The following is a 16,234-nucleotide window of genomic DNA, read 5'->3' as shown; positions in this document are numbered from 1 at the left end:
TTAACACAGTGTTATTTGTCTTAACCGTGCCTCTATTACGTTTAAATGTATTTGTTTAGAAACAGTGATTTCGTAACACGTATATGCATTTACCGAAAACCAACAAGGGATCGGCAAGTGCCTACTAACGTATTAGCTCTCGATGTCGGGGCAGTTAGGCAGATCAAAACTATCCTGATCGGGAATATAGTTCGGATTAACTGAGAATTAGTAGTAATAGAAGACTATATGCGATAGAGTACGCCGCTCTTTAATATTCGCGATTATAGTTTTCATGTATTTCACCTGAATCATGCGTTTAAACTAGTTCAGTAACGTATTGAAGCGTAAGAAGGTTCTCAGGTATTGATTTATTTTATATCAATGTATTTAACGAAGATAGTGTGTAGTTAAGCGCGTTCGTCGAAATTGACCAAATTTAGAAGTTATTTACTATTGATACTTATTTAATGATAACAATTTAATGTATTTAACAAAGATATTTAATCATCAGAATTAACTTTCTGGCGCTAAACGATGAGATGATGTTTGCCTCTATTCATATTCTTGGCTTACCCTAACAGGGTTTAATACTATTCTTTTATTGGATAGTCTAACCGCAAAAAGCGCGCCTAGCCTTGATGATATATAGTCTTTACTGCATTAGATTCAATCTAACCATTTGCATACACTGCAGTGTGTGGCACAGATCCTTATTTTATCGAGTATACAAATAAGCAATAAGGTGCTAACTATCAAAGATAGAGCCGCTGACTATCTAGATAAGATAGTAAGCGGCAGAGATATTGTTCTACTTTATATATCTGAGGGGATACCTAAAAATTTGATACCGTTGTTAGTGGTACAGATTTTATTGGAGCAGTATTCAGCGCATCGTGACCGAATCAGTCTAATACTTAAGAGACTGTGCATATAGAGAAGATCTGTCGTCCGCTACAACACGAAATAATCGTGAGAAGTGAATACGTGTCTCAAGCCGATTTATAGCACGTAGCGTGATAAATCTTCATTTTTCGACACGTCATGTAGCGCGTTATCAACGTATGTAGAGTTGATCTTGATTGCTTGGCTAGAATTGCTGCCAGCCGAGAACGAAACTTCTTCGAGAAGCCTTTCAATTACTGTGTACAATCTTCGCGCGCCGATATTCTCAGTCTTTTCGTTCACTGAAAAGGCGATTTCAGCTAATCGCTTAATGCCATCTTCAGTAAACTCAAGGTGTACATCCTCAGTGGCAATTAGTGCTTGATATTGTTTAACCAGGCTAGCGTCAGTACTCACTAGAATCGATTCAAAATCACCGACTGATAATGAATCAAGTTCGACGCGAATCGGGAATCGCCCTTGAAGTTCAGGAATTAGATCGCTTGGTTTAGATAGGTGAAACGCACCACTAGCAATAAATAAAATGTGATCAGTTTTCACCATACCATACTTAGTGTTGATCGTTGTGCCCTCAACGAGCGGTAGTAAGTCGCGCTGTACACCTTGGCGCGATATTTCACTTCCACTATTTTCCTGGCGCGATGTAATTTTATCAATCTCGTCGAGAAATACGATGCCGTTTTGCTCGGCAATCTGTACTGCGCGGGTCTTGATATCTTCTTCGTTAATCATCTTAGCGGATTCTTCATCGGTCAATAGCCTCAAGGCTTCCTTGATTTTTGCTTTGCGATGCTGCTTCTTACCTCCGCTGAGATTAGCAAACATCGAACGGATTTGCTCCGTCATTTCCTCCATTCCAGGTGGGCCCATAATATCCATACTAGTCTGTGGCATCTCAATATCAAGCTCGATTTCTTTATCGTTGAGATGGCCTTCACGCAGCCTTTTTCGAAATGTCTGGCGTGTTATGTTCTCACTCTCTTCGCTAGTTGGGCTGCAGCTATCTGGACTTGCTTGTGGTAGAAGGATATCTAAGATCCGGTTCTCTGCAAGTTCCTTAGCTTTCCTGCATACTTTTCGTATTTCTGATTCACGTGTTTGTTTAACTGATATATCGATTAGATCGCGTATGATACTATCGACATCGCGTCCGACGTATCCGACTTCTGTGAACTTTGTAGCCTCAATTTTAATAAAGGGTGCATCTGCAAGCTTAGCTAGGCGGCGTGCAATCTCCGTCTTTCCCACGCCAGTCGGTCCGATCATAAGAATGTTTTTCGGAGTGATTTCTTGGCGCAACGGTTCTAGCACCTGCTGGCGGCGCCAGCGGTTGCGTAATGCGACTGCGACCGCGCGCTTGGCGCGGTTCTGGCCAATGATATTCTTATTTAATTCAGAGACGATTTCAGCGGGAGTCATAGTAGTCATGTTTGACATTCTTTAGATAGCGCCGAGCCTGAATCGGCCCTTAAGCTTTAATACGCAGACACAATAGACTGTGTAGTGTCGCTTGGAGCAGCCAGTTTATTTATTTGATGATTTCAATAATGCGGTTATGATTCGTATAGATACACATATCGCCGGCAATTTCAAGTGACTTTTCAACAATATCACGTGCACTTAGCTCAGTATTCTCCACAAGTGCCCGGGCCGCCGCTTGTGCGTATGCGCCACCTGATCCGATAGCGCATATACCATTTTCTGGATCAAGCACGTCACCATTTCCTGTAATTACAAGTGTTGTTTCCGCGTTAGCGGCAATTAGCATTGCTTCTAAGCGGCGTAGCATGCGGTCGGTTCGCCAATCTTTAGCTAGCTGGACAGCAGCTCGGGTTAGGTTGCCTTGGTGTTTTTCTAGCTTACCTTCAAAGCGATCTAGCAGTGAGAATGCGTCGGCAGTGCCGCCGGCAAAGCCTACCAAAACTTTTCCACCGTAGATGCGACGAACCTTCTTAGCACCACCCTTCATGACGATATTCCCTAGCGTCACTTGACCGTCGCCACCTAATGCAGCACTATCGCTTCGCCGTACTGAGACTATAGTTGTGCTGTGATATTGCTCCATATAGAATTCCTTTAAGTCGAGGTCCGCGCAAGCATCCGCAGGACAAGACTAAGACTACGCGTTCCCGCCTATCTTAGGGCAGCTTGCATAATATCAAGGTGTTCGAACGAGAGACAGTGTTATTGTGACCATAATACGTCTTCGTGATATTCTTACGGCAAGAATATTCTTGCCGTAAGCTTACTATAAATTAAAAAGCGCGCTTATTACATAATCTCCAATTATTCGTCTCACTATATTTTAATCGCTAAACAATTTTTGTCGAAGTTCGCGACGTTTCTGTGCCTCTAGAGAGAGTGTCGCAGTTGGCCGAGCAAGCAGACGCGGAATGCCAATTGGTTCACCAGTTTCTTCACACCAACCATATTCACCAGTTTCGATTCTCGCAAGAGATTGCTGCACTTTCTTTAATAACTTGCGTTCACGGTCGCGCGTGCGAAGCTCAAGTGCGTGCTCTTCCTCGATCGTCGCTCGATCAGCCGGATCAGGTACGATAACAGTTTCCCTGAGATTTTCCGTTGTCTGTCCAACATTGTGTAGGATTTCTGTCTGTAACTGTTCGAGCCTGTGTTTGAAGAAAAAAAGCTGATCTTCCTTCATGTAATCCTGGTCTTGCATTTGTAGGATTTCAGCTTCGGTTAAAAGTCGTGTTGTCGTCATCTAGCTGGATGTCTTTATTATAAGTCGCGGGGTCGAGCATTATTTGCGTTTACCGTAGCCGAAATTGTGGTATGCCAGATTCGTTCTGTAAAATTCAGCGGCTACTGGAAGGCAAACTCTTTTCGGTACTGTATCGTTATTGTTTTGCTATAGCACCGATTGTAACTGAACTGCAATCAGTTCCAAAAGCGTCTATAAATATTACTAAAGGTTTTCGAAGTCCGAAAAAGTCTTTCCGGCAGCGTTTCGAATGTCACAATATACGACAGTAAAAATAAAATTAGACCAAGCTTATTTTTTACAAAAGCGACATCTCTAGCGAGAGAGGTTAACGCGTATTTCACACTCTGCCGAGACTCAATGGTTTGATGCATGACCTTGCCACATCAGAGTTTATTTTTAATCATTTCTTTCTAGTAAGAATATGCTAGCTATGTAGTCAACTTTGTTTATGAAAAAAATGACTATATAGTTGTATTAAATGTTCATTTAAGATTTACACAATGCTACGAAGAAAATATTAAAAATTTTTGAGACTCTAGGTCTGGTAAGCTACCAGAGACTATTAACTTATTTTTGTTTGTGATGTGCGACATCATAAACATGTATGTAATCACGATAATTATGGGCATAATACTTATGATTCAATAGTATGCGTGAGCTAGCTTGTTCTCGGTTCGGGAGTCTGTATTAAAAATTTATTTCAGATTGAATCTTTTTAAGTTAAAGATTTTCTTGGCGTCTATGTTGTCGATATTAGCTACAGGAAATGGGTGCCGTATCTTGATCCAAATTAATGAGAAGATTAAGGGAGGTGTCGTCTTGTTCGACATAGATTAGTTATCTTGATGAACAAGCAGTGAGAAAAGATAACTACTTCATGTTAGTCATGTATTCGCCTACCTTATTTTATACTGCGTACAAATTTATATGCTTTTATCGACCATAGCTCGATAGAGCGCGTATCTATTTTGTTTATACACTTACGCTAATCTGCGTATTGTTTCTCAGCAAGGCATAAAAAAATTATATTAAATAATACTACAGATATGATGATTATTTATTGAGGTACTCAATTTTATTAGTTCCCGCTGTAAAGATACAGGTATTGCTATTTTCTTCTCTGGATTCATATAAAATCATAACAATTTTATCGCCTTGCTTTTTTGGGGGGGTAAAGCTTATAGTTTATCGTAGATAAACATCTATAGATCTCTTATATATTACTACCTAGCCGCTTATCTATTTAAAATCGCTAATAGCAGCCAAAATTCAGTACGATACGCTCAGCTATCATATTCTTATGCAATAACTGATTGTTCTGATGCTCGATGTAGAGGTCAGTGACTTGCATGCATGCGCGTAGTTTGTGCGGGTCATACTTTACTGGATAGATACATACTCTAGTGTTAGAGTATATTTAATAGTGAGTTGTAATCTTTCGTACACTACTATCGAGTTTCTCGCAATAATTATCAATATTGCTCCAAATAAGCTGCCGCCTTCTTTAAAAAAGAGCTGTAATACATGAGATATTTCTAGAATAGGAAAAATCGCTTTTGAATACGATTCTATTTAATAATAGACGGTTGGCTATTACATCGCTTTTTTGCACGAGGATGGGCTTGATCATAGATATGCGCAAGATGCTGGAAGTCTAGAGAGGTATAGACCTGCGTGGATTTGACACTTGAGTGACCGAGCAATTCTTGGACTGCGCGCAAGTTGCCGCTTGATTGCAGGAGGTGCGTTGCAAATGAGTGCCGAAGCACGTGTGGGTGTACATGAGATGAAATACCCGCAGAGAGCGCAGCTCGTTTAACTCGCTCTCGCACGACGCCTGCTGACATACGCATGCCCTGGGCTGATAAAAACAGCGGGCTCGGGTCGTGCTTCAAGAACCGATCGCGAATCGCGAGCCAATTATGTAACGCATCGATCGCTTTGCTGCCGATCGGTACCATTCGGCGCCTCTCTCCTTTTCCTAGCACGGTTACATCGGCTGTGCTTAGATTAATCCAACCCGCCGAGCGATATTGCGAGGTATGAATAAAAGTAATATCTAGGTTAATAAGTTCGGCTAAGCGTAACCCGCAAGAGTAAAGTAACTCTAGAATTGCCCGATCTCGTAATGCATTAGCTGTTTTAATGCACGAAGCCTCCATCAGGATAACAGCGTCATCAACAGATAATGCTTTTGGAAGTGTTTTCGGCCCCCTTGGCGCACGTAGACGAGCGATCGGATTTATAGTTAGAGGTTGATGTAGCGAGAGCCAGCGATAGAAACTGCGCCACACCGATAGACGACGCGCAATTGATCGGGATGAAAGCCCAACTGAATGAAATCGCAGTACTGCTCCTCGTACATCGAGATGTGTTAGTTCAGAAAATTTCCGGGTGCCTGCTAACTGGCATAGCATTCTCAGCTCATGAGCGTATCCTCGTAGAGTATGTACTGAAAGTCGACGCTCGTAGGTCAAGCTATTTAGATAGCGAACAATCAGATCAGTAGAGAGTGGCGTCGAGTAGGCTAACATAATGAATGTTTGTTTAGTAAGCGCATAGCCGGCGTGTTCATGGCACCTATGAGCTATCAGCCTTCTGTGAAAGACGGTGGTCACACCTTCCCATCTACCGTGTAGGCTTTAGTGAGCCAAGCGCAAGCAAGCTAAATAAATAGTTGTATTCGCTTTCCAAGACGTTCTAATATTGTTCACTTATAGCCCTTATATAGCTTTAAGGGCGCAGTCCTGAATCTAGCCATCATAATTAGTTAAAGATTTAATGTAGTCGATGCTGTTAGCACTTTGCGATGATACTTGTACCCAGATGGAGCAGTCAAAGAACTCTGGGTCATCTATTATATAATTCACGACTATGTGGCCGTTCATAGCTGTATAAGACCGGTTTTTCTGCTCAGCGCATACATCTCTAGTGGCCTAGAGTAGTAATCGTGCTTACACAAAAAAATAGTCAGGTACATTGATTTCGCCCGCGAAGACAGTGTTTGCTGGCCCAGCTAGCATAACCGAAGCGTTACTATCACGCTGTCCGGCCCATGATATGGTTAGTATACCGCCTCTCATTCGTACCCGTGTGGGAGAGTCTAATACTTTCCGTCGGATGCCAGATACTACCGCTGCACAAGCCCCCGAGCCACATGCGAGCGTTTCGCCTGCGCCACGCTCATAGACGCGCAGTTTGATTTCGTTCCGCGAGACGATCTGCATGAATCCTGCGTTCACCTGGTTTGGGAAGTGCGCGTGCAATTCGATTACCGGCCCATCCCTGAGTACTGGTGCAATATCAGTATCATTGACGATTTGCACCGCGTGTGGATTACCCATAGAAACCACAGAAATCCATTGTATCAAGCCGCGCACGTTGAGTGGCCACAGTAAATCGTCGCCATCTTTGATCGGTGTCAGCCCAGATGGATCAAACGGAACTTGTGAGGGAGCTAATCCCGGAACACCCATATCAACAAGCACCTCGCCATTGTCTTGTAAGCATAACGTACTCACGCCTCGCCGAACCTGCACGCGAATTGTGCATGCATGACTTAGCCCGATTTCATGCACGAACTTCATAAAGCAGCGGGCACCATTGCCGCAGTGTTCAACTTCGTGGCCATCACAGTTAAAGATGCGGTACTTAAAATCTACACCATTAAGAGTAGGCTGCTCGACTAGCAAGAGCTGATCCGCGCCAATTCCGAAATGTCGATCGGTAAGGTGACGCACAAATTTAGGTGTAGGTAAGATTATGTTACGCACGCCGTCAAGGATCACAAAGTCATTACCAGCACCATGCATCTTAGTAAATTTAAGCTTCATAACATTGAGTTGTAATTAGGAAACAGTCAAGACTACTTTACCCGAAGAAAGTGTTCTAAAGTATCGATGTTCTAGTTTCTAATTACGCATTCATACACTTTGGAGACAGTTATATTAGTAGCTCCTCATAAAGTTTGGAGGAGGGTTAAGATCTTGAATCAATGTTGCTTACAATTCGGCAATATCTTGTGGATAAACAATGCTAACGGATATATGCCTTTTTTTCGCAAGATGGATATATTTCTGCGCTAAACACCCCCGGCTTATATGCATTAATTGTGTACTAGTTATAACGCGACACACTTGCGACTATCGGGACGACAGCTACATCTATACTGTGACTCACTTAGTGAGCATAGCCTTGTCTGGAAATGAACCTGGAATGGGCTAGTACGGCACTCTTTACTTTAGAAAAACTAGTGGTTATAAAAGTTAAGCTTGACTTCATATCGACGAAATGCGCGTTGAAGAATAGCTTTCAAAAAAATGTTCGAATCGTGAAGCTTAATCATGCTTATTATACTGGATCAGCTTCTCAGATTTTTCTTTACTCCGAGCTACTTCTCACTGTACTTAAGGTAGCTCCGAACTATGTAGTAGAACTACCGTTTAATAATCTCTTATACCCACCTTGTTCTGCTGAAGGAAATAAAATATAAGGTTAATATTCTCTCGATGATTATTCCGCATCTAGTCTGTCAGTGTTAAGTGCCTCATCAAGGAAGTCGACCTAAGTCCTATTAGGCTGTAGCACAAAGAACTTCATAAACGGGATAGAAAAGTAGGTGCGGGTGCGAGCTAATCTTGTTCAGGCACACCATTATTAGTAGTAATAAAACGATAATTCAACGCCTGTGAATACTGCTGTATAAATCTCTATAATACAAGCGATCCCCTAAATTAATGAGACAGCTTTCAGGGCGATAGCGGGTGAAGAATTTATCGAAGCAGTGCCCTATATAATCTGCCAAAATCGTCGTCTTTTCGACTTGAATGCAGCAATAACGTGTAAACGCAACCGACCTTATGACTAGAGACAACGAAGTGGAGAACAGCTATCTTTTTACTTCGGAATCCGTATCTGAGGGTCATCCAGACAAGGTGGCTGACCAGATCTCAGATGCGATCCTTGATGCAATCTTAGCGCAAGACCGCTATTCGCGTGTGGCAGTCGAAACTTTATGTAACACTGGTTTAGTAGTACTGGCTGGCGAAATCACAACGCACGCAAACGTCGACTATATTCAGGTCGCACGCGATACGATTAGGCGTATCGGCTACGATAATACTGATTATGGAATCGATTACCGAGGTTGTGCGGTACTGGTAGCTTACGATAAGCAGTCGCCAGATATTGCGCAAGGCGTGAGTAACGCACACGACGATGATTTAGATCAAGGTGCAGGTGATCAAGGTTTAATGTTTGGTTATGCATGTAATGAGACACCTGAATTAATGCCGCTGCCAATCTATTTGTCGCACCGTCTTGTCGAGCGACAAGCCACCCTACGCCGCGACGGTCGGCTTCCATGGCTGCGTCCGGATGCAAAATCGCAAGTGACGGTGCGCTATGTTAACGGGCAGCCCGATTCAATTGACACCGTTGTGCTTTCTACGCAGCATGCACCGGATATTGATCTGTCTACGTTGCGCGAGGCGGTAATAGAGGAGGTAATTAAGCCAGTACTGCCAAAAAATCTGATTAAGCATAATTTGAAGTTTCTCGTTAATCCAACTGGCCGATTTGTGATCGGCGGCCCTCAGGGCGATTGTGGGCTCACCGGACGCAAAATTATCGTTGATACATACGGAGGAGCTGCACCGCATGGTGGTGGGGCTTTTTCGGGCAAGGATCCATCGAAAGTAGATCGTTCTGCTGCGTATGCAGGACGCTACGTTGCGAAGAATATCGTTGCAGCAGGGCTGGCCTCTCGATGCCTAATCCAAGTTTCGTACGCGATTGGAGTTTCACATCCAACATCTGTAATGATTAATACATTTGAAACAGGCCGGGTGCCGGATATAGTGATTACCAAGCTTGTTCAGCAGCACTTTGACCTACGTCCGAGAGGCGTTATTCAAATGTTAAACCTACTCCGTCCAATTTACGAAAAGACTGCTGCCTATGGCCACTTTGGTCGCGAGGATCCTGAATTTTCATGGGAAGCTACTGACAAGGCGATTATATTAGCTGCAGCAGCCAGCACTGAGCTAGTGGATACTGTATCCTAATACATGGGATAGCTATACATTAGAGATTGATTATTTCCGCCGATTTCCCGTAAAGGAAATCAAGAGAATCTGGTTGAGTACTTGATATGTGATAAATATGTAGCAGTACAAAAAAGCACTATAATGACCTACTACCAGTCTAGCTGAGCTAGCATTTGATCGTATACAATCTCAGGTTCATGCTGTCAGTACAATTACGAATGCTATATGTACGATAGCAACACTAAAAATCTAGACGTCAGTTCTAAATTAGTTATATATAATGTAAACGAGCCTAATAATAGCAGCGATGATCAAAACTGGCAGTAGGTTGAATGTAGGCATGACGGTGCGCACACGTAAATAGTATACGGAGATAGCGCTTGAATATTACCTGCCAATCTGCTATCAAATTATGGGCTTTTCTCTATCTGTTTCAATATTGAAGCAGATGGTCTCGAGCTATCTGTAATGATTAAATGCATCTGGTATATTATTGCTATTTATAGGTATAGGGGAAAACCCCCTTCGCAAAATCTTTCGGGGGTACCTATCGCAAGATAGCTTATCACTATTTTGCTCAGATGAGGGCGACATCCATAGCCAAGGATGGACCCGCATACATGAAGGGGGGTATGTAGAGGCACTATCTATGCTCAGTATTCAATGCAAGCTTCGCATGCTGCCGTGAGTATCCGAAGTATACGATTAGTCCCAGTGCTAGCCACATTACAAATGCAACCCATGTTATTACTTGTAAGTGAGCCATCAGAAATACACAGGATGTAACTGCAAATATTGGTACAAGCGGTACCCCGGGACATCGGAATGCGCGTGGTAGTGCTGGGTGTGTGTGCCGCAGAATAAGTACTGCGATAGAGACCATCGAAAAAGCGGCTAGGGTGCCTATATTGATTAACTCCGCTAGGACATCCAGCGGCATCAGTGCACCAATTAGTGCGAAAAAGATTCCCACTAGCCAGGTGGTGATCAGTGGTGTTTGAAAGCGCGGGTGAACGCGAGAGAGCGCAGTAGGCAGCAAGCCATCTCGTGACATCGCGAAGATAATGCGAGTTTGACAATACATCATTACAAGGATCACCGTTAACATGCCGAGAACTGCACCTAAGTCGACAAATCCAGCAACCCAGCCGGCGCCGATCATCTGAAGCACGTAGGATACTGGATGCGATACATGCGCAAACTCACTGTACGGTACGACGCCGGTGACAACAGCAGCGACCCCCATGTAGAGTGCCGCGCAGACTGCAAGGGATCCAATGATCCCGATTGGGAGGTCGCGTTTCGGGTTTTTAACCTCTTCCGCTGCTGATGATACTGAGTCGAACCCAATAAAGGCGAAAAACATTACCGCAGCGGCTCCAAACACGCCAGACCACCCCATCGGCATAAATGGATGCCAGTTCGCTGGTTGGATATGTAGCGCACCGACTGCGATTACTAATAACACGACGCCTAACTTAATAGCGACCATCACGTTATTTATCCGGGTAGATTCTCGTATACCAATCGATAATAGGAGTGTAACGGCTATTATGACGAGAAACGCCGGCAAGTTAAACCATGTTATATGGTCGGGTACAGTCCCAGGCGCTGCAGTTAGTACTTCTGGTAGAGTAATACCGAGGCCGGACAATAACGACTGAAGGTAGCCTGACCACCCAACCGATACTGCTGATGTTGCAAGTCCGTATTCCAGCATCAAATCCCAACCGATAATCCAAGCAGCAAGCTCGCCGAGAGTTGCATACGAGTAAGTATAAATCGAGCCTGCGACCGGAATCGTCGATGAGAATTCAGCATAGGCGAGAGCGGCAAAGCAACATGCAATTGCTGCAACGAAGAAAGCTAGTGTTAGAGCGGGACCGGCGATAACCGCCCCGGTTCCTGTGAGCACAAAAATGCCAGTACCGATAATAGCCCCGATGCCAAGAAGTGTGAGATCTAGGGGCCCCAGTGTTCTGGGCAAGCTGTCATCAGCATCTCGGCTGGCTAGCATATGATCAATATTTTTCTTTCGAAGCAGTGACATAAGGCGGTACTCGGTAGCCGGAGAGCGGCGAAGCCGACCTCAGTAAAATGTCTATTCTAACTGACTAGGAGTTGATATGGCGCTATTGGTTATAATTCTTAGTTATAGTTGCTATGAATAGCAGTCGAAATTCTCTGACGCTAAGGCGTTTACTGTATTAATTCGAAACTATCGGTATAGCTAGCCTAGATTTTATAGTGTGGATTCCGTTTGCGTTAGCACTATTTAATAAGTTGCCTGTATGATGTAGCTGCTCTAATAATCAAGATTAACATGTTTTGAATCCTGATCAATGCACTAATGCTAGCTTCTAGCTAGCTATCTCAATTGAGCAGTATCTGTCATTTTGTTACAATCGCGGCTTGTTTCGAGGAGCGTTGCGACGGCTGACAGCCGCCAGGCTCGAATTTTTCGACCACAGCGGGTTTTCTGCGGTCGTGTCCATAACGGCGCTTACGTCTTTATTTCTTTTGATAGAAAAGGAGGCGTGATGAGCGCTACGGTCTACGAAAAAAACTCCTTCCAGGATTATATCGTTGCTAATACGTCGCTTGCTGAATGGGGTCGGAAAGAGTTAAACATTGCTGAGACTGAAATGCCGGGCTTAGTACAGATACGTGACGAGTACCGGGCCGAGCAACCACTAAAAGGCGCCCGTATTGCTGGCTCGCTACATATGACAATACAGACTGGCGTACTAATTGAGACACTGAAGGCGCTAGGCGCGGACGTACGTTGGGCCTCATGTAATGTCTTTTCCACGCAGGACCACGCTGCGGCTGCAATTGTTAAAACCGGCACACCAGTATTTGCATATAAAGGTGAATCGCTTTATGAATACTGGGAATTTACACACCGGATCTTTGAATGGCCAGACAATCTGTTTGCCAACATGATTCTCGATGATGGTGGCGATGCTACACGGCTTCTGATCATTGGGGCTCAAGCCAGCCAAGACCGCTCAGTGATTGCTAATCCGTTGAACGAAGGGGAGGTTGTGTTATACAACATAATTGCCCGCTATCTTGACTTAGATCCGTGCTGGTATTCCGTACGCCTAACGCATATTCGCGGAGTGACCGAAGAAACCACAACCGGTGTGCATCGACTATACGAAATGGAGCGAGAAGCTCGCTTACCATTTCCGGTTATAAATGTGAATGACTCGGTGACGAAGTCTAAGTTTGACAACCTATACGGTTGCCGCGAATCATTAATAGACGGCATTAAGCGGGCAACTGATGTAATGATTGCTGGCAAGCTTGCCGTAGTAGCCGGCTACGGAGGTGTTGGTAAAGGCTGTGCGCAGTCCTTGCGAGGGCTTGGAGCCAGAGTGTGGGTGACCGAGGTTGATCCAATCTGTGCATTGCAAGCCGCTATGGAAGGTTATCGCATCGTCACCATAGACTATGCGGCAGATCAGGCCGACATCTTTGTAACAGCTACTGGTAACTATCATGTGATTAACCACAACCATATGAAGGCTATGCGCCACAATGCAATTATTTGCAATATTGGTCACTTTGATTCAGAAATTGACGTGGCATCTATACGCCAGTATTCATGGGAAAATATCAAACCACAGGTAGACCACATCATCTTCCCAGATGGAAAACGAGTAATTTTGTTAGCGGAAGGCCGGCTCGTAAACCTTAGCTGCGCAACTGGCCACCCATCATTTGTAATGTCTAATTCTTTCACGAATCAGACACTCGCACAGATCGAATTATTTACGCGCGGTGAGCGGTATCAGAATAAAGTCTACATGCTGCCTAAGCATTTAGATGAGAAAGTTGCTCGTTTGCATCTGTCGCGTATTGGCGCGACACTAACAGAACTAAGCGATGCTCAAGCTCGATATATTGGCGTGGACAAGCATGGGCCGTTCAAGCTAGATCACTACCGCTATTAACTACATCAGGCAGTGCGCAGCGCATGATTGGTTAGGTATACCCGTGCGTGTAGCTTTTATCATAAGGAGCCTTCTATGACCGTATTGCTGACCTGGTTGATTAATGCACTTGCACTGCTGATTATTAGATATATCGTGCCCTCGATCCAAATTAAAGACTTTGGCACTGCACTAATTGTCACGATCGTGCTCGGGTTAATTAACCTGATTATTCGGCCACTCTTGATCTTATGCACACTGCCGTTGACAGTGTTTACTCTAGGTATGTTTATCTTGGTGATTAATGCGTTGTGTTTTTGGTTGTGTGCAATGCTGCTTAAAGGCTTCGAAGTTTCCGGATTTTTGTCGGCATTCTATGGATCAATCCTATATAGCGTCATATCGTATCTTCTAAGCGGGTTAATTCTTAGTCATCGTTTTACCATCGACCGCTGGTACTAATGCGTGCTGGCAATCTCTTTTAATATCCTTATTTTGTCTTAAATCTCTATGTCATTGCCCCAAATCTCGTTCGAGTTTTTTCCTCCAAAGACTTTGGAGGGAACCGAGAAATTGCGTGCAACGCGTGCGCGGCTGGCGTTACTTCAACCAAGATTCATGTCAGTGACATTTGGAGCCGGTGGTTCGACTCAGCAAGGCACATTCAACACTGTGCTTGAAATAGCGGGTGAAGGCTTCAACGCTGTTCCGCACCTGTCGTGCATCGACTCGTCTAAGCAGAGCTTGCGTAAGATTCTATCTCAGTATCGTACACACGGCATTCAGCATATTATTGCGTTGCGTGGAGACTTATCCTCTGGTATGGGAGGGGCTGGCGAACTACGCTATGCCTGCGAACTAGTTGCTTTCGTACGAGCTGAGTATGGAGACTGGTTTCATATCGTAGTCGCTGCGTATCCAGAATACCATCCCCAGGCAAGATCACCACGTGCGGATCTGGAAAATTTCGCACACAAGGTAAAGGTTGGTGCAAATTCAGCAATTACACAGTATTTCTATAATGCAGATGCCTACTTTCGTTTCGTCGACGATGTGCATCAACTTGGTGTTGACGTACCGATTGTGCCTGGTGTCATGCCGATCATGAACTATACGCAACTAATGCGTTTTTCAGAAATGTGTGGCGCAGAAGTTCCAAGGTGGATTGCACGGAGACTGGAAAGCTTTGGTGACGACTATAATGCTATTCAGGAATTCGGACTTGATGTTGTAACCGCAATGTGCGAACGACTAGTCATGAACGGTGCGCCTGGCTTACATTTCTATACGCTAAATAGCTCGGTGAATAGCAAAACGATATGCGAGAGACTGCGCGTCTGAGCGCGGGAAGAAAAGCCTACGCCTGTTGATGCCACCGAGAATTTATTAAAAGAAATACCACAGAGAGATTAATAGCAGATCGCATCTGTGACGATCATATCTAGGGGCAAGTCATGCGCCCCGCATGGCAGCGAATCTATTCGAGAGCATTCATATGCGATCCCTACTGTGATCGGTAAACAAGCGTGCTCCGGCCAAGCAGCTAGTGTCCGGTCAAAATAACCACCTCCGTAGCCTAGTCGGTATCGAGATGCGTCGTAGCCGATACATGGCGCTAGAAGAAGGTCCGGCATAATGCTAGATTCGTGTTCTGGAACGGGAATCTGGTAGCACCCTTTTTTCATCGGTGAGCTGGGTATCCACGTATGGTAGACCATGGGCGCGTGCGGCGTGACGATTACTGGTAATGCCGCGCGACGTGTGGTGCTGCCGTTCAGCCAATGCTTAACTACCGGTCTCACGTCGAACTCTGCTGAAACCGGCCAGAAAAAACCAAGGCAGCGCGGTGAGTACCATCTGAGTACATTCGCCAAGTGTACTGCCAATTCGACATCGGCCCGCATACGCTGTAGCGTGCTGGCGAAGCGCATGCGTTCGACTAGTAACTTAGCGCGCAACGCTTTCTTCTTTGCTGAGGGTAGTATTGCACTTTCCTCGAGCAGTAGTTTCGGCTTACATATCATGTTTAAGTATTAGCAAGGGATTTTTATTGCAGTATACAAATATTCGCGCACTTACCTACCAGGTATATCTAGTAGATATAAGTGCGCTATATAAAATATATTCGATATAGCGCTACGATTTGTATCAAGCCATAATGTTGGTCGGTTAAAAGTCCGTGTGCTTTAATTAGCTTTTAGTGCTCGGAACCTATTTTAATCAATCAAATTATAATACCTAATATGCGGGGTGCATCTTCGATGAAGACATGTAGTAAATACTATGATGCTCTGAATCTAAGGCGGTACGACGCGTAAATACTGAAATACAAAGCGAACTACTGCTTATAGCAGCTATAAATGCTGTAGCGATGATAAAATCAACCTAATTTATCTATCCGAGGGCAGTAAACTAGTTCTATTTAGATGGTCTATGCAATAGGGTTTGCGTTGTATTAGATTTAAATATCTAACTTATTAACCGCTTAGCGGCATAGATTATGTCTAATATAACCCATATAGATAAGCGCTATTAAGCTAGCTACTAGCGCCAGTAGCTATGCAGTAGCCTTAATAACTATTGCACTCGCTATTCTACGAGCATGGAGTTGCAATGAATTGGCCAGGCAGCTC

The 16,234-nt window shown here is 44.3% G+C and carries 11 protein-coding genes and 1 riboswitch; of the genes, 4 read left to right on the top strand and 7 right to left on the bottom strand.

Annotated features, from left to right (window positions below):
- Positions 1 to 981 precede the first annotated feature (981 nt).
- From hslU to dapF, 5 genes are all read right to left on the bottom strand, one after another.
- Positions 982 to 2,313 (bottom strand): ATP-dependent protease ATPase subunit HslU, encoded by a 1,332-nt coding sequence (hslU, locus tag K0T93_RS03810; RefSeq protein ID WP_225721353.1) that lies wholly within the window; start codon positions 2,311 to 2,313, stop codon positions 982 to 984.
- Between the two features lie 100 nt (positions 2,314 to 2,413).
- On the bottom strand, positions 2,414 to 2,950 hold the full coding sequence (hslV, locus tag K0T93_RS03805) for an ATP-dependent protease subunit HslV (protein WP_225721352.1): 537 nt from the start codon (positions 2,948 to 2,950) through the stop codon (positions 2,414 to 2,416).
- A gap of 240 nt (positions 2,951 to 3,190) precedes the next feature.
- Entirely contained in the window at positions 3,191 to 3,610 is a 420-nt protein-coding gene (gene dksA / locus K0T93_RS03800; RefSeq protein ID WP_225721351.1) for an RNA polymerase-binding protein DksA, read from the bottom strand.
- A gap of 1,571 nt (positions 3,611 to 5,181) precedes the next feature.
- Entirely contained in the window at positions 5,182 to 6,147 is a 966-nt protein-coding gene (locus K0T93_RS03795) for a tyrosine recombinase XerC (RefSeq protein WP_225721350.1), read from the bottom strand.
- Between the two features lie 420 nt (positions 6,148 to 6,567).
- Positions 6,568 to 7,446 carry a diaminopimelate epimerase gene (gene dapF, locus K0T93_RS03790; RefSeq protein ID WP_225721349.1) on the bottom strand — a complete coding sequence of 293 codons (879 nt, stop codon included), beginning with the start codon at positions 7,444 to 7,446 and terminating at the stop codon, positions 6,568 to 6,570.
- A gap of 1,044 nt (positions 7,447 to 8,490) precedes the next feature.
- Between dapF and metK the strand changes: the two genes are divergently transcribed.
- Positions 8,491 to 9,678, top strand: coding sequence for a methionine adenosyltransferase (gene metK / locus K0T93_RS03785; RefSeq protein ID WP_225721811.1), 1,188 nt, complete (start codon positions 8,491 to 8,493; stop codon positions 9,676 to 9,678).
- A gap of 625 nt (positions 9,679 to 10,303) precedes the next feature.
- On the opposite strand, the gene K0T93_RS03780 is transcribed toward metK, so the two are convergent.
- Positions 10,304 to 11,710: an amino acid permease gene (locus K0T93_RS03780; RefSeq protein WP_225721348.1), complete on the bottom strand. Its 1,407-nt coding sequence runs from the start codon at positions 11,708 to 11,710 to the stop codon at positions 10,304 to 10,306.
- Between the two features lie 363 nt (positions 11,711 to 12,073).
- Positions 12,074 to 12,172: riboswitch (S-adenosyl-L-homocysteine riboswitch) on the top strand.
- A gap of 28 nt (positions 12,173 to 12,200) precedes the next feature.
- Between K0T93_RS03780 and ahcY the strand changes: the two genes are divergently transcribed.
- The 3 genes from ahcY (at position 12,201) to metF (ending at position 14,942) form a co-directional block, all read left to right on the top strand.
- Positions 12,201 to 13,622, top strand: coding sequence for an adenosylhomocysteinase (gene ahcY / locus K0T93_RS03775; protein WP_225721347.1), 1,422 nt, complete (start codon positions 12,201 to 12,203; stop codon positions 13,620 to 13,622).
- Between the two features lie 75 nt (positions 13,623 to 13,697).
- Entirely contained in the window at positions 13,698 to 14,063 is a 366-nt protein-coding gene (locus K0T93_RS03770) for a phage holin family protein (protein ID WP_225721346.1), read from the top strand.
- A gap of 48 nt (positions 14,064 to 14,111) precedes the next feature.
- Entirely contained in the window at positions 14,112 to 14,942 is an 831-nt protein-coding gene (gene metF / locus K0T93_RS03765) for a methylenetetrahydrofolate reductase [NAD(P)H] (protein WP_225721345.1), read from the top strand.
- A gap of 68 nt (positions 14,943 to 15,010) precedes the next feature.
- On the opposite strand, the gene K0T93_RS03760 is transcribed toward metF, so the two are convergent.
- Positions 15,011 to 15,625, bottom strand: a complete 615-nt coding sequence (locus K0T93_RS03760; protein WP_225721344.1) for a 5-formyltetrahydrofolate cyclo-ligase — start codon at positions 15,623 to 15,625, stop codon at positions 15,011 to 15,013.
- Positions 15,626 to 16,234: the final 609 nt, after the last annotated feature.

It is taken from the genome of Candidatus Vallotiella sp. (ex Adelges kitamiensis), from assembly GCF_020342435.1.
GTDB lineage: Bacteria > Pseudomonadota > Gammaproteobacteria > Burkholderiales > Burkholderiaceae > Mycetohabitans.
Note: the sequence above shows the minus strand (reverse complement) of the source record. Positions and strands in the feature narration are given on the sequence as shown.

What these genes read in the sequence shown, in the direction of transcription:
- K0T93_RS03780 (WP_225721348.1), bottom strand. Translation starts at nt 11,710, where the DNA reads ATGTCACTGCTTCGAAAGAAAAATATTGATCATATGCTAGCCAGCCGA.
- K0T93_RS03795 (WP_225721350.1), bottom strand. Translation starts at nt 6,147, where the DNA reads ATGTTAGCCTACTCGACGCCACTCTCTACTGATCTGATTGTTCGCTAT.
- metF (WP_225721345.1), top strand. Translation starts at nt 14,112, where the DNA reads ATGTCATTGCCCCAAATCTCGTTCGAGTTTTTTCCTCCAAAGACTTTG.
- ahcY (WP_225721347.1), top strand. Translation starts at nt 12,201, where the DNA reads ATGAGCGCTACGGTCTACGAAAAAAACTCCTTCCAGGATTATATCGTT.
- dapF (WP_225721349.1), bottom strand. Translation starts at nt 7,446, where the DNA reads ATGAAGCTTAAATTTACTAAGATGCATGGTGCTGGTAATGACTTTGTG.
- hslU (WP_225721353.1), bottom strand. Translation starts at nt 2,313, where the DNA reads ATGACTACTATGACTCCCGCTGAAATCGTCTCTGAATTAAATAAGAAT.
- dksA (WP_225721351.1), bottom strand. Translation starts at nt 3,610, where the DNA reads ATGACGACAACACGACTTTTAACCGAAGCTGAAATCCTACAAATGCAA.
- hslV (WP_225721352.1), bottom strand. Translation starts at nt 2,950, where the DNA reads ATGGAGCAATATCACAGCACAACTATAGTCTCAGTACGGCGAAGCGAT.
- K0T93_RS03760 (WP_225721344.1), bottom strand. Translation starts at nt 15,625, where the DNA reads ATGATATGTAAGCCGAAACTACTGCTCGAGGAAAGTGCAATACTACCC.
- K0T93_RS03770 (WP_225721346.1), top strand. Translation starts at nt 13,698, where the DNA reads ATGACCGTATTGCTGACCTGGTTGATTAATGCACTTGCACTGCTGATT.